The following is a 13534-nucleotide window of genomic DNA, read 5'->3' on the forward strand; positions in this document are numbered from 1 at the left end:
GGTTAAGATCTTTCATCTCAACCGAGGCGCGCATTCTACAGCAGCCTCATTTGCTGTCAAGTGATTATTTTCAGAAGTTTTCGAAGATTTCTTCAACAACTTCAACCACTTGCGCTTCCGATCTCTCGTTAGCGGGAGGCGAATTCTACAGCGTTACACGCTGCTGTCAACACCTCTTTTTCTCCGCTTTCGACCGAGAAGATCGAAACGTTAATAGAGCCAGACAACACTGCCCTATCAACTGCTTCTGGGCTTCGATGAACTGAAGCAAGTCGCTGTCGAATTCTGCATAACTCTTTGTTTACCAAGGAGTTTTCCGTTTCGACTGCGCCGGAAGTGGGGCGAATTATAGACTTCCAGGATCTGCCGTCAACCCTTAATTTTGCTTTTCTATCAATTAGTTAGAGTTGATTAAAAAACCACCAATAAAGCGCCGCTAATGCTCTCTATATAGAAGAAAGAATTCAGATGACGCCCGCAGCCTTCAATGCGACCACATTCGCCACCCCCAGCCCCAATACTTCCTGAAGCACCTTGGCCGTATGCTCTCCCAGCAGAGGAGGCGCACTACGATACTCCACCGGCGTCTTGGACAACCGTATCGGGCTGGCAACCTGAGGCACCATCCCTGCCAACGAATGAGGCAGCGCCATCGCCAGCCCACGCGCCTTCACCTGAGGATCGGCAAACACCTGCGCCAGGTCATTGATAGGCCCACAAGGCACCCCCACCCGCTCCAGCTGCGAGACCCACTGCGCCGTCGTCTTGAACACCGTAGCCTGACGTATCAGAGGAATCAGCTCTGCCCGATTGGCCACCCGCACCTTATTAGTAGAAAAGCGTGGATCATCTGCCCACTGTGGCTGCCCAGCCACTTCGGCAAACTTGCGGAACTGCCCGTCATTACCCACCGTCAGGATGAAGTCGCCATCGGCTGTGGGAAAGTCCTGATAAGGCACGATATTCGGATGGGCGTTCCCCAGGCGCTTTGGTGGCACACCTGTCGTCAGGTAATTCATCGCCTGGTTGGCCAGGCATGCCACCTGTACATCCAGCAATGCCATATCGATATGTTGCCCGCCACCGTCATGATCCCGATGAGCCAGTGCCGCCAGTATCGCCACGGTCGAGTAAAGCCCCGTGAGAATGTCCGTCAGCGCTACGCCAACCTTCACCGGCCCAGCCCCCTCTTCCCCCTCTGGACGGCCAGTCAGACTCATAAGCCCGCCCAAGCCCTGAATCATGAAGTCATAACCAGCACGCGCCGCATAGGGCCCTGTTTGCCCAAACCCCGTAATCGAGCAGTAGATCAGCTCCGGGTTGATCTCCTTGAGCGATTCATAGTCCAGCCCGTAAGCCGCGAGACCACCCACCTTGAAGTTCTCGATCAGGATGTCCGACTTGGCCGCCAGCTCACGCACCAGCGCCTGCCCCTCCGGCCGCGTGAAGTCAATTGTCACCGACTCCTTATTGCGATTGGCCGACAGGTAATACGCCGCCTCACTGGTGCTCTCACCATAGGCATCCTTGAGGAAGGGTGGCCCCCAGGCGCGCGTATCGTCGCCGCTACCCGGCCGCTCGACCTTGATCACCTCAGCCCCAAGGTCCGCAAGGATCTGCCCGGCCCAGGGGCCCGCCAGTACTCGAGATAAATCCAGCACCCGCAGGTGCGAAAGCGCGCCCATGCCGTGCTCCTATTAATAGAACGCCTGAAGACCGGTTTGCGCACGCCCCAGAATCAAGGCATGCACGTCATGAGTGCCCTCGTAGGTGTTGACCACCTCGAGGTTGACCAGATGACGCGCCACTCCGAACTCATCGGAAATCCCATTGCCACCCAACATATCCCGGGCCATCCGTGCAATGTCCAGGGATTTGCCGCACGAGTTACGCTTCATGATCGAAGTGATCTCAACCGCCGCCGTGCCTTCATCCTTCATGCGCCCCAGACGCAGGCAACCCTGCAGAGCCAGAGTAATCTCGGTCTGCATGTCTGCCAGCTTCTTCTGGATCAACTGAGTTGCCGCCAGTGGACGGCCGAACTGATGGCGATCAAGCGTGTATTGGCGAGCGGTATGCCAGCAAAACTCGGCAGCCCCCAACGCCCCCCAGGAGATGCCATAGCGTGCAGAGTTCAAGCATGTGAAAGGCCCCTTCAAGCCACGCACATCCGGAAAGATGTTCTCTTCCGGCACGAACACATTGTCCATCACGATTTCACCGGTGATGGAGGCGCGCAGCCCGACCTTGCCGTGAATCGCCGGAGCGCTCAAGCCCTTCCAGCCTTTCTCCAGGACAAAGCCACGGATATCGCCGGCATCGTCCTTGCCCCACACAACAAACACATCCGCGATCGGGCTATTGGTGATCCACATCTTTGCGCCCGTCAGGCTGTAGCCACCTTCCACCTTGCGGGCGCGAGTAATCATCGCCCCCGGGTCGGAACCGTGGTTAGGCTCTGTCAGACCAAAACAACCGATCCACTCGCCAGAGGCCAACTTGGGCAGGTACTTCTGCTTCTGCGCCTCAGTGCCGAATTCATTGATCGGCACCATGACCAGTGACGACTGCACACTCATCATCGAACGATAGCCCGAGTCAACACGTTCCACTTCGCGTGCGATCAACCCATAGCTGACGTAATTCAAGCCACTGCCACCGTACTGCTCGGGAATCATCGCGCCGAGCAGGCCCGTCTCGCCCATCTCGCGGAAAATCGCAGGGTCTGTCTTTTCATGGCGGAAGGCCTCGAGCACACGCGGCGCCAACTTGTCCTGAGCAAATTGCTCAGCACTGTCGCGCACCATGCGCTCTTCTTCGGTGAGCTGCTGATCCAGCAGCAGTGGATCGATCCAGTTGAAGCTTGCCTTGCCAGCCATGAATAAGCCCTCGCGGAAGAAATCGGAAGTCGTGGAGCCAGCGTAGGCCCGCCATGCGCGTAGGGCAAACGAGGTTTCCGCATAGGGTTGTGCTAATTTCTCACTTCGAAGCAGCCAAAAATGGCGTATATGCGCCTTAGCAAGTGAGGACACGGTATATGCGCAGGAAAATTCCCAGTACCACCGCTTTGGTCAGTTTTGAAGCGGCAGCCCGCCACGAGAGCTTCACCAAGGCTGCGCAGGAGCTTTCGATCACTCAAGGCGCTATCTGTCGACAGATCGCCAGTCTCGAGGAGTTTTTAAGTGTCGAGCTGTTTCGCCGTTCACGGCGCGGGGTAAAGCTGACAGAGGCGGGGCTGTCGTATAGCCGTCGCGTGGCGACGCAACTGGATGCGGTGGAGCGCGATACGCTTTCCGTCATGGGCCAGCAGGGCGCCAACACCATCGAACTGGCCGTAGTCCCGACGTTTGGCACTCAATGGTTGATACCTCGCCTCAAGGATTTCCAACGCCAGCACCCCGAGGTCACGGTCAACCTCACGAATCGAACCCGACCTTTCCTGTTTGCCGACACAGAGTTCGACGCCGCCATCTACTTTGGCGACGCCGACTGGTCCGGTACCGAATCCCACCGGCTGATGGGCGAAAATCCTGTACCCGTATGCAGCCCTCGACTATTGGGTGACCGTGCGCAGTTCAGCGCCCAGGCGATTGCAGAACTGCCGCTTCTGCAGCAAACCACACGACCCTACGCCTGGCGCCAATGGTTCAACGCCCAACATCTGAACATCCCACGCGACATGACAGGCCCCCGTTACGAGCTATTCTCGATGTTGTCCCAAGCGGCCATGCATGACATGGGGATCGCGCTGATCCCCCCGTTCCTTATCCAGCGTGAACTGAACGATGGCCAATTGGTGATAGCAAGCCCCGAGGCGCTGAGCAGTACGAAGGCTTATTACCTGATGATTCCCGACAGAAAAATCGAATCCGCTTCGTTGCACGCGTTCAGAGACTGGCTCATCGACCAGTCGCAACGCTACAGCCCCAATGTTTAAAGGCTAAAACAGCATTGCTGACTTTGTAGTCAATCAACTTACAGTCCTACAGATGTATATATATGTCGCATTTAAACAGACCGTATCTCAAAGGTAAAAATACAGCTGAAAGCCATTAATTACGTGGCTTATAGCGACTATTGCAAGCCAATGGCCGACCATTCACACCAACCATGCAAAAATATTGTAAAAGCGTGCGAAACCCTTTAAGCCTATGTATTTGAACAGCTTAATTCAGTGCATTGCGACAATCAGTCACAGGGTGACTTGTAGTTAATTTTTCGTCACCCGTCATAATCCCTTGAAGGCCGTAAAGTTCGCCTGCAAAATGCCGCGCCCCGCTGTCATTTCAGCGGGATCGTGCTGATCGGCCGCCCCAGTTGCGCCACTCGCGGTGCACTGGCCTTTTTACAAAAAGATCAAAAGCAAAAAGATCATGCAGGAGATTTGACGTGCACATTGGTGTTCCTCTCGAAACCCATACCGGTGAAACGCGGGTGGCTGCCACCCCGGAAACCATCAAGAAGCTGATCGGCCAGGGCCATAAGGTCACTGTACAAAGCGGAGCAGGCATCAAGGCCAGCATCGTCGACAGTGCGTATGAAACGGCAGGCGCGACCATTGGCAGTGCCAACGATGCGTTTGGCGCAGAGCTGATTCTGAAGGTGGTAGCCCCCAGCGACAGCGAACTGACGCTGATCAAAAGTGGCACCGTGTTGGTCGGCATGCTCAATCCGTTCAGCAACGAAACCATTGCCAAGTTGGCCGAGCGCGGTATTACAGCCTTCGCCTTGGAAGCTGCACCGCGCACCTCGCGGGCCCAGAGCCTGGACGTGCTGTCCTCCCAGGCCAACATCGCCGGCTATAAGGCGGTACTGCTCGCCGCTCATCACTATCCGCGCTTCATGCCGATGCTGATGACCGCCGCGGGCACCGTCAAGGCTGCTCGCGTGCTGATCCTCGGCGCTGGTGTGGCGGGCTTGCAGGCCATCGCCACAGCGAAACGCCTGGGTGCCGTCATCGAAGCGTCCGACGTACGCCCGGCCGTAAAAGAGCAGATCGAGTCTCTCGGTGCCAAGTTCGTCGACGTACCTTACGAAACCGACGAAGAACGCGAATGCGCCGTCGGCGTCGGCGGTTACGCTCGCCCGATGCCCACCAGTTGGATGCAACGCCAGGCCCTGGCTGTGCACGAACGCGCCAAGCAAGCTGACATCGTCATCACCACCGCCCTCATCCCAGGCCGTAAAGCTCCGACGTTGCTCAGCGCTGAAACCGTGGCACAGATGAAGCCCGGCTCCGTGGTGATCGATCTCGCGGCCGCCCAAGGCGGCAATTGCCCGCTGACCGTCGCCGACCAAGTAGTAGTGGAAAATGGCGTGATCATCTGCGGCCCGACCAACCTGGCCGGTGCCGTCGCTGCCGACGCGTCAGCCTTGTATGCGCGCAACCTGCTGGACTTCCTGAAGCTGGTCTTCACCAAGGAAGGGCAGTTTGAAATCAACCTCGAAGACGACATCGTCGCCGCGTGCCTGATGTGCCGCGACGGCCAAGTCATCCGTAAAAACGCCTAGGCAGGGATTCAGACGATGGAAGAGCTTATCTCCCCCGGTATCTACAACCTGATCATCTTTGTGCTGGCGATTTATGTCGGTTACCACGTGGTCTGGAACGTCACACCCGCACTGCACACGCCGCTGATGGCGGTGACCAACGCGATTTCGGCGATTGTGATCGTCGGCGCCATGCTCGCCGCCGCACTCACCGTGACGCCCCTGGGCAAGACCATGGGCACCCTGGCCGTGGCCTTGGCAGCAGTGAACGTGTTCGGCGGTTTCCTGGTGACGCGCCGCATGCTCGAGATGTTCAAAAAGAAAGCCCCGAAAGCAAAAGAAGAGGCGCCTAAGTAATGAGCATGAATCTGGTTACGACGCTCTACTTGATCGCGTCGATCTGCTTTATCCAGGCCCTTAAAGGCCTGTCACACCCGACCACTTCGCGACGCGGCAACCTTTTCGGCATGCTTGGCATGGCGCTGGCGGTGCTCACGACCGTGGGCCTCATCTATAAGCTCGGCGCTGAACTCGCCACTGCTGGTATCGGCTACGTGATTGTCGGCCTGCTGATCGGCGGCACCGCCGGCTCGATCATGGCCAAGCGCGTGGAAATGACCAAGATGCCCGAACTGGTCGCCTTCATGCACAGCATGATCGGCCTGGCTGCAGTGTTCATCGCCATTGCCGCCGTAGTCGAGCCGCAATCACTGGGCATCGTCAAACACCTGGGCGATTCGATCCCTGCCGGTAACCGCCTGGAACTGTTTCTTGGCGCAGCCATCGGTGCCATCACCTTCTCCGGTTCGGTGATTGCGTTCGGCAAGCTGTCGGGCAAGTACAAGTTCCGCCTGTTCCAGGGTGCACCGGTACAGTTCGGCGGCCAACACAAGTTGAACCTGGTGCTCGGCCTGCTGACACTTGGCCTGGGCTTGGCGTTTATGTTCACCGGCAACCTCACCGCCTTCGCGTTGATGCTGGCCCTGGCCTTCGTGCTCGGCGTGCTGATCATCATCCCGATTGGCGGCGCGGACATGCCCGTGGTTGTCTCGATGCTCAACAGCTACTCCGGCTGGGCGGCGGCGGGCATCGGTTTCTCGCTGAACAACTCGATGCTGATCATCGCCGGCTCCCTGGTGGGCTCCAGCGGCGCGATCCTGTCTTACATCATGTGCAAGGCGATGAACCGTTCCTTCTTTAACGTACTGCTCGGCGGTTTCGGCAATGCGCCGGATGCGGGTGCAGCAACGGGCTCAAAAGAAGCACGTCCGGTAAAGTCCGGCTCTGCGGACGATGCGACCTTCCTGCTGACCAACGCCGACACCGTGATCATCGTCCCGGGCTATGGCTTGGCGGTGGCGCGGGCGCAACACGCGCTCAAAGAACTGACCGAGAAGCTGACCCACCACGGCGTCACCGTTAAATATGCGATCCACCCAGTGGCAGGCCGCATGCCTGGACACATGAACGTCCTGTTGGCGGAGGCCGAAGTGCCTTACGACCAGGTGTTCGAGATGGAAGACATCAACTCCGAGTTCGGCCAAGCCGACGTGGTGCTGGTGTTGGGCGCGAACGACGTGGTCAACCCGGCCGCCAAGAACGACCCGAACTCGCCGATTGCCGGCATGCCGATCCTCGAAGCGTTCAAAGCCAAGACCATCATCGTCAACAAGCGCTCGATGGCCAGTGGCTATGCTGGGCTGGATAACGAACTGTTCTACCTGGACAAGACCATGATGGTCTTCGGTGATGCCAAGAAGGTCATCGAAGACATGGTCAAAGCCGTCGAGTAACACTGCCTCAGCGCAATACTCGAAACCCCGGCCTGCGATAGGCTGGGGTTTTTTATTACTGCATGAAACCCGACCAAAGGCTCTAAATCGCTGCCTGGCATTCGACCATGGTAGCGGGCCGAAATTTTTTGAAATCACTAAACTGCGCACCTTGCTTCCGCAGCCTGAGATAAGAATCCATGTACCGTGATCGCATCCGCTTGCCTTCGTTGTTGAACAAGGTCATGAGCGCGGCAGACGCCGCCGCACTGATCGAGGACGGCATGACCGTCGGCATGAGTGGCTTCACCCGTGCGGGTGAAGCCAAGGCCGTCCCCCACGCCCTGGCCGAACGCGCCAAGACGTCGCCGCTGAAAATCACCCTGATGACCGGCGCCAGCCTGGGCAATGACCTGGACAAGCAACTGACCGAAGCGGGCGTACTGTCACGACGCATGCCTTTCCAGGTCGACAGCACCCTGCGTAAGGCAATCAACGCCGGTGAAGTGATGTTCATCGACCAGCACTTGTCGGAAACCGTCGAACAACTGCGCAACAACCAACTCAAGTTGCCGGACATCGCGGTGATTGAAGCGGTGGCGATCACTGAACAAGGGCATATCGTGCCCACCACGTCTGTGGGCAACTCGGCCAGCTTCGCGATTTTTGCCAAACAGGTGATCGTCGAAATCAACCTGGCGCACAACCCGAACCTGGAAGGGTTGCACGACATCTATATCCCGACCTACCGGCCGACGCGCACGCCGATCCCGCTGGTCAAAGTTGATGACCGTATCGGCAGCACCGCGATCCCGATCCCACCGGAAAAGATCGTCGCCATCGTGATCACCAACCAGGCCGACTCCGCCTCCACGGTGACGCCGCCCGACAGCGACACCCAAGGCATCGCCAATCACCTGATCAACTTCCTCAAGCAGGAAGTCGACGCCGGCCGCATGACCAACAAGCTCGGCCCGCTGCAGGCCGGTATCGGCAACATTGCCAACGCGGTGATGTGCGGCTTGATCGAGTCGCCGTTCGAAGACCTGACCATGTATTCGGAAGTGTTGCAGGATTCGACCTTCGACCTGATCGACGCCGGCAAGCTCAGTTTCGCCTCGGGCAGCTCGATCACCTTGTCGGAGCGACGCAACGCCGACGTGTTCGGCAACCTGGAACACTATAAGGACAAGCTGGTACTGCGCCCGCAGGAGATCTCCAACCACCCTGAAGTGGTGCGGCGCCTGGGCATTATCGGCATCAACACCGCGCTGGAATTCGATATCTACGGCAACGTCAACTCCACCCATGTCTGCGGTACACGGATGATGAACGGCATTGGTGGCTCCGGGGATTTCGCGCGCAATGCGCACTTGGCGATCTTCGTCACCAAGTCGATTGCCAAGGGGGGCGCAATTTCCAGCGTGGTGCCAATGGTCAGCCACGTGGACCACACCGAGCATGACGTCGACATCCTGGTGACCGAGATTGGCCTGGCCGACCTGCGTGGCCTGGCGCCACGGGAGCGGGCCAGGGTAATCATCGACAACTGCGTGCACCCGGCCTACCGAGATGCCCTCAACAGTTACTTCGATGCCGCCTGCGCCATCGGCGGGCATACCCCGCACATCCTGCGCGAAGCACTGAGCTGGCACATCAACCTGGAAGAAACCGGGCACATGCTCAAGGCGTGATTGATACAGATCCGAGCTGATGCAAATACAGTTTCATCAGCTCGATGGATTCGCCCCGACTTATTGATAAAACTGTACTGCTGTACCGGTCATTTCCTACCGAAATATCCTACGAACCTCACCGAAAATACCTATTTCGCACTATTTCAGTGCGTACAGGTACAGTTGCCCCATTTACGTACAGTACAGCAGCTATAAACAGTTAACTGGCCCCTCACAATACAGGTGAACTGTATCTAGAGAGTGTTGCGCCGGAAGAGGATCATTGGCATCAGTTAAACCACTACCTAATCCCGCCACAAGCGGAAGGATGTCATCATGGAACGTACACTCAGTTCCGAACTGTTCTTCGAAGAAAAAGCTGTAAACACCCAGGCCTCCCTGCCTCTGCGCGTTATCGCCAACCTGATGTTGTGGCAGCGCCGCATCTCCAGCCGCCACCAGCTGGCTCGTCTGGATTCGCGTCTGCTGGCTGACGCAGGTATCAGCGAAGCTCAACGCTACGAAGAGCTGAGCAAGCCGTTCTGGCGCTGATTCAGCGCTCGCTGGCCCTGACCTGACGGGTCCACTGCCAGCAACCTGATTTGTCAAAACAAAGCCCGCCCCGGGAAACCGGAGGCGGGCTTTGTTGTTTCCGGGATTCGGATTTTTAACGGAAAACAGAAGCCTAGCGCAGCAATAGCTACAGTTAAAAAAAATATAACAGTTAAGCAGTACAATTTAATATTGGTGTATCTGTATCGGTCGGACGCCGCCAGCCAACATGGTGTTCCAAGACCTCATGAAAGGTACTCACCATGGATACGTCACCCCCCCTTTATAAGCGACTGCCACGCCAGGCAGCCTCTATCCTGGCTAAATGGCTACGCCACGCTTATGAACGACGCCAACTGTCGCAGCTTGATACCCGGGAGCTCTCCGACGTCGGCATCAGCCAGGGCGACCGAATGGCCGAGCTGTCCAAGCCGTTCTGGCGTGACTAGGCAGTCAAGGCGCTTCCCGAACGGATAAGCGGCGGCTTAATATCCAGTCACCACGTGGCGAACCGCGTAGTACAGGCGTCTGATCCCCAATGGCTGCCCTGCGCCACCTTATCCGTTCATCTACTGGAGTCATCCCATGTCCCGTCTTCGCCTGCTGAGTGCTGCCACCCTGTTGGCCCTGGCTGCCAACGCCAACGCGAGCAGCTTCATAGTGACCACCGACTCCATCGTCGGCGCGCTGAAAGCCACTTCCGACGCCACCTCCGATGCCACGTCCTCTCTACGTGACAACAAGGTCGTGCGTGCAGCCCGTGACGACGCTGCCAGCTTTGTCGCCAGCGAAGGCGCCATCCGTGGCGTGAAGCTGGAAAGCGCCCTGGCCCAGATCCGCCAGCAGGCGCCGCAATTGAACACTGCCACTGACGCACAACTGGCCCAAGCCATCCTGGCCATCTGACGACAAGGCGGACGCCCGAGCGCTGGCTCTCGCCCGGGCATTGCGCTAGCCTTGGCGCTCGTTTTCAGTTGTCGAGTGCCATGGTTTTTTCATACCGCCTTTTAATCGTCCCTGCGTTGTTTTCGTTCGCTTGGTCGCCGATGGCTTCAGCCTTTGACCTCACCACCCAGAGCACCGTCGTGAGCGCGTATGTCACCAGCAAGGTGACCTCCGCACCCTTCGACAGAAAAGTGATAATGGCCGCCCAGGATGACGCCGCTGCGTTTATCGCCACTGACGGCCAATGGCGGGGCGCGCGGCTGGAGTCGGCACTGGATTATCTGCGCCGCAGCCAACCAAAACTTAACGCCAGCGACCTTGAACTGGCGCAGGCAATTCTCGTCCAATAATCATCCTTATTTTTTGGAGTCATTCCATGCGTAGCCCGCTGATTGCTGCCACCCTGGGCCTGCTGTTGTTGGCCGACATCGCCCAGGCGCATACGCTGGTGGCCACCAGTAACATCATTGTTCGCGCCTCCGGCCGCACCATTGATTTCACCTCGGACACCACCACCTCCATCCGCGACTCCAAAGTCGTGCGCGAAGCCCACGATGACGCCGCCAGTTTCGTCGCCAGCAATGGCGAGATCCGTGGCGCCCACCTTGAGGCCGCCTTCGACACCCTGCGCACACGCCTGCCGGAAGCCCGCGACGCCAGCGACCAGACCCTCGCCGAAGCCATCCTCGCACTGTGAGGCGAATCGTCGCCTGGCTCCTGGCCGGGGCAGTGCTGCTGTGCGCCAGCGCAGCCCAGGCCAGCCTGCAGCTGCGACTCAAGACCGAAGGCCTGAGCCCGGCTGAACAACAGGCCAGCCAGGCGTTGCTCGACGAAGCGATGCGTTCCCTGCCGCCACGCTTTGTCGAGCAGTTGGACCGGCGCATTGATGTCGGCTGGACCGACAAGATGCCCGAGAACGCCTACGGGCAAGCCTCACTCGTGTCCGAGCTGGACCTCAACAGCAACCTGCTGGCCAGCCTGACCGACGGTAGCGCCGCCACCCAGAAAACCAATCGCCCCCACGGCACTGTGCGCCGGGAAATGCTCGCCACGGTGCTGCATGAACTGACCCACATCTATGACCGTGCGCGCCTGTGGTCCAAAGAAGACCGCACGCTGATCAATCGCTGCAGCCGCCAGAACAACCTCACCGGCCTGATCGGCCTGCCTGATCAATGCCGTGGCCAGAATGGCCGGCGCTTTACCCTGAGCGATGATCCACGCCTGCTGGACCTGGCCGGTTGGCCGCAATACGTCGGGCGCCGTGGCGAGCGTGAACAGCACAACCATCAGGTGGCTCGCAGCCCGGACATTTACGAAACCACCAGCCCGCTGGAGTTCGTCGCGGTCAACATGGAGTATTTCCTCCTCGACCCTGGCTACGCCTGCCGCCGTCCCGCGCTGTTCCGCTATTACAAGGAACACTTCGGCTGGGCCCCGCCGCAACAAGACACCTGCGCCAGCACCTACGCCTTCCTAAATGCCGGTAACGATTTTGCCAAGACACCGCTGGGGCATGTGGACCCGGAGCGCGTCTACGAGATCGACTACCTGCTGGCCGAAGCCAACCAGAACCTGGTCAGCCGTTGGGGCCACAGCATGCTGCGCCTGGTGATCTGCGCACCGGGGCGCCCGCGTGGGCCGGATTGCCGGCTGGACCTGGACCAGCATCTGGTTCTTTCCTATCGCGCGTTCGTCGGTGACGTACAGCTGTCGAGTTGGGACGGCCTGGTCGGCAAGTACCCCTCGCGCCTGTTCGTGCTGCCGCTGGCGCAAGTGATCGATGAATACACCAAGACCGAGCTGCGCGGGCTGGCCTCGGTGCCGTTGAAACTGACCCGCCAGGAAATCAACGATACCGTCGAGCATGCCGCCGAAATGCATTGGAGCTACGACGGCAACTACTTCTTCATCTCCAACAACTGTGCGGTGGAAAGCCTGAAACTGCTACGCAGCGGCAGCGCCAACCCGCAATTGACCGGCCTGGACAACATCACCCCCAATGGCTTGCTCGAGGTGCTGAGCGCACGCGGCCTGGCCGACACCAGTGTGCTGGATGACAAACGCAGGGCATTGCGCCTGGGTTATCACTTCGACTCCTTCCGCGAACGCTACCAAGCCATGTTCGACGTGCTGCGCAAACACCTGCCGATCAAACAGACCCAGGTCGAAGACTGGCTATCCCTGAGCGCCGAGGAGCGTCGCCAGTGGTTCGACCAGGCCGATCTGCGCACCAGCGCCGCGTTGCTGCTGCTGGAGCAGGCGAGCTTTCGCAAGCAGTTGATGCTGGCCCAAGACGAAGTCAAACAACGCTACCTCGGCGCCCGCGAGCTGAAAAACGGTGGCATGGAAAAAGCCAATGCCACGCTGCAACAGATCCTTGCCAACAGCGGTTTCCTCAGTCGCCCGGCGGAACTGCTCGGCAGCGGCGGCTATGGCTTGCCGCAACCTTCGGAAGCCACGCGTCTGGAATCGGAAAGCGCCGAGCGCCAGAAGCAGCTGCAATCGCTGACCGGCGAACTGGATAAAGAGGTGAGGGCACTGCTGGAGCCTTCCCGCTCAGCCGAGATTGCCGCCTGTGAAGCCAACCTCAAGCTGGTGGGCGAACACTTGCGCAAGCTGCACAAAGCCGCCGGCGGCCTCGAACTGCCCTAAAAACCTCAAGCAAAATATAGACAAATGTGGGAGGGGGCTTGCCCCCGATAGCGGTGTGTCAGCCTGCGCATGCAGTGACTGGCACCCTGTTATCGGGGGCAAGTCCGTAAGCGAACGGTGAACACACCTACCGACCTCCCAAATTAAGGGCGATGGTGTCCGCCTATTTTTAAGCGGACGCGATAGCCCTTAAATGCGCCAACGAAGCTCTTACCCCAAGTCGTTCAAAGCCCAGGTTGTCCAGGAATGCCTGCAACCCGGCGCCTCCATTTCCAGCGTGGCCATCAGTCACGGCATCAATGCCAACGTGATCCGTAAGTGGCTGCCACTTTTTCGAGACCAGCCACCCGCAACCCTGCCGGCGTTTGTTCCGGTAAAGGTCGCCCCGAAAAGGCAGGCCGAGTCATCGGTGATCATCGAGCTGCCATTTGGCGAGCAAACCAT

General features: G+C 58.6%; 14 protein-coding genes. 12 read left to right on the top strand and 2 right to left on the bottom strand.

What is annotated here, in order from left to right:
- Positions 1-464 precede the first annotated feature (464 nt).
- Positions 465-1685, bottom strand: a complete 1221-nt coding sequence (locus BM017_RS28480; RefSeq protein ID WP_092250838.1) for a CaiB/BaiF CoA transferase family protein — start codon at positions 1683-1685, stop codon at positions 465-467.
- 12 nt (positions 1686-1697) lie between these two features.
- Positions 1698-2879 (bottom strand): acyl-CoA dehydrogenase, encoded by a 1182-nt coding sequence (locus BM017_RS28485; protein ID WP_003170842.1) that lies wholly within the window; start codon positions 2877-2879, stop codon positions 1698-1700.
- Between the two features lie 158 nt (positions 2880-3037).
- On the opposite strand from BM017_RS28485, the gene BM017_RS28490 reads away from it, so the two are divergent.
- The 12 genes from BM017_RS28490 to BM017_RS28545 form a co-directional block, all read left to right on the top strand.
- Positions 3038-3937, top strand: a complete 900-nt coding sequence (locus BM017_RS28490) for a LysR family transcriptional regulator (protein ID WP_092250841.1) — start codon at positions 3038-3040, stop codon at positions 3935-3937.
- A 452-nt stretch (positions 3938-4389) separates the two neighbouring features.
- Entirely contained in the window at positions 4390-5511 is a 1122-nt protein-coding gene (locus BM017_RS28495) for a Re/Si-specific NAD(P)(+) transhydrogenase subunit alpha (protein ID WP_092250844.1), read from the top strand.
- A gap of 15 nt (positions 5512-5526) precedes the next feature.
- The gene (locus BM017_RS28500) at positions 5527-5847 is read left to right on the top strand and encodes an NAD(P) transhydrogenase subunit alpha part 2 (protein ID WP_003220416.1); all 321 of its coding nucleotides are present in this window, start codon (positions 5527-5529) and stop codon (positions 5845-5847) included.
- Complete coding sequence (locus BM017_RS28505) at positions 5847-7283, top strand: NAD(P)(+) transhydrogenase (Re/Si-specific) subunit beta (RefSeq protein ID WP_071490970.1); 1437 nt, start codon at positions 5847-5849, stop codon at positions 7281-7283. Before BM017_RS28500 ends, BM017_RS28505 begins: the two co-directional genes overlap by 1 nt.
- Before the next feature lie 179 nt (positions 7284-7462).
- Positions 7463-8956 carry an acetyl-CoA hydrolase/transferase family protein gene (locus tag BM017_RS28510; protein WP_092250847.1) on the top strand — a complete coding sequence of 498 codons (1494 nt, stop codon included), beginning with the start codon at positions 7463-7465 and terminating at the stop codon, positions 8954-8956.
- A 318-nt stretch (positions 8957-9274) separates the two neighbouring features.
- Positions 9275-9490, top strand: a complete 216-nt coding sequence (locus BM017_RS28515) for a DUF1127 domain-containing protein (protein ID WP_012721550.1) — start codon at positions 9275-9277, stop codon at positions 9488-9490.
- 263 nt (positions 9491-9753) lie between these two features.
- On the top strand, positions 9754-9939 hold the full coding sequence (locus BM017_RS28520) for a DUF1127 domain-containing protein (RefSeq protein ID WP_092250850.1): 186 nt from the start codon (positions 9754-9756) through the stop codon (positions 9937-9939).
- A 136-nt stretch (positions 9940-10075) separates the two neighbouring features.
- On the top strand, positions 10076-10396 hold the full coding sequence (locus tag BM017_RS28525; RefSeq protein WP_071490967.1) for a DUF2388 domain-containing protein: 321 nt from the start codon (positions 10076-10078) through the stop codon (positions 10394-10396).
- 80 nt (positions 10397-10476) lie between these two features.
- Complete coding sequence (locus BM017_RS28530; protein WP_092250853.1) at positions 10477-10785, top strand: DUF2388 domain-containing protein; 309 nt, start codon at positions 10477-10479, stop codon at positions 10783-10785.
- Between the two features lie 26 nt (positions 10786-10811).
- Positions 10812-11132, top strand: coding sequence for a DUF2388 domain-containing protein (locus BM017_RS28535; RefSeq protein ID WP_058424449.1), 321 nt, complete (start codon positions 10812-10814; stop codon positions 11130-11132).
- Positions 11129-13090, top strand: a complete 1962-nt coding sequence (locus BM017_RS28540) for a DUF7844 domain-containing protein (protein WP_092250856.1) — start codon at positions 11129-11131, stop codon at positions 13088-13090. The genes BM017_RS28535 and BM017_RS28540 overlap by 4 nt, the downstream gene beginning before the upstream one ends.
- Before the next feature lie 193 nt (positions 13091-13283).
- A partial coding sequence (locus BM017_RS28545; RefSeq protein ID WP_139216889.1) for an IS66-like element accessory protein TnpA occupies positions 13284-13534 on the top strand: 251 nt, incomplete at its 3' end.

It is taken from the genome of Pseudomonas sp. NFPP04 (genome assembly GCF_900113815.1).
Classification (GTDB): Bacteria; Pseudomonadota; Gammaproteobacteria; order Pseudomonadales; family Pseudomonadaceae; genus Aquipseudomonas; species Aquipseudomonas extremorientalis.

Excerpts from the sequence above, each read along its gene's own strand:
- BM017_RS28480 (WP_092250838.1), bottom strand. The coding sequence starts at position 1,685 with ATGGGCGCGCTTTCGCACCTGCGGGTGCTGGATTTATCTCGAGTACTG.
- BM017_RS28485 (WP_003170842.1), bottom strand. The coding sequence starts at position 2,879 with ATGGCTGGCAAGGCAAGCTTCAACTGGATCGATCCACTGCTGCTGGAT.
- BM017_RS28490 (WP_092250841.1), top strand. The coding sequence starts at position 3,038 with ATGCGCAGGAAAATTCCCAGTACCACCGCTTTGGTCAGTTTTGAAGCG.
- BM017_RS28500 (WP_003220416.1), top strand. The coding sequence starts at position 5,527 with ATGGAAGAGCTTATCTCCCCCGGTATCTACAACCTGATCATCTTTGTG.
- BM017_RS28505 (WP_071490970.1), top strand. The coding sequence starts at position 5,847 with ATGAGCATGAATCTGGTTACGACGCTCTACTTGATCGCGTCGATCTGC.
- BM017_RS28510 (WP_092250847.1), top strand. The coding sequence starts at position 7,463 with ATGTACCGTGATCGCATCCGCTTGCCTTCGTTGTTGAACAAGGTCATG.
- BM017_RS28515 (WP_012721550.1), top strand. The coding sequence starts at position 9,275 with ATGGAACGTACACTCAGTTCCGAACTGTTCTTCGAAGAAAAAGCTGTA.
- BM017_RS28520 (WP_092250850.1), top strand. The coding sequence starts at position 9,754 with ATGGATACGTCACCCCCCCTTTATAAGCGACTGCCACGCCAGGCAGCC.
- BM017_RS28525 (WP_071490967.1), top strand. The coding sequence starts at position 10,076 with ATGTCCCGTCTTCGCCTGCTGAGTGCTGCCACCCTGTTGGCCCTGGCT.
- BM017_RS28530 (WP_092250853.1), top strand. The coding sequence starts at position 10,477 with ATGGTTTTTTCATACCGCCTTTTAATCGTCCCTGCGTTGTTTTCGTTC.
- BM017_RS28535 (WP_058424449.1), top strand. The coding sequence starts at position 10,812 with ATGCGTAGCCCGCTGATTGCTGCCACCCTGGGCCTGCTGTTGTTGGCC.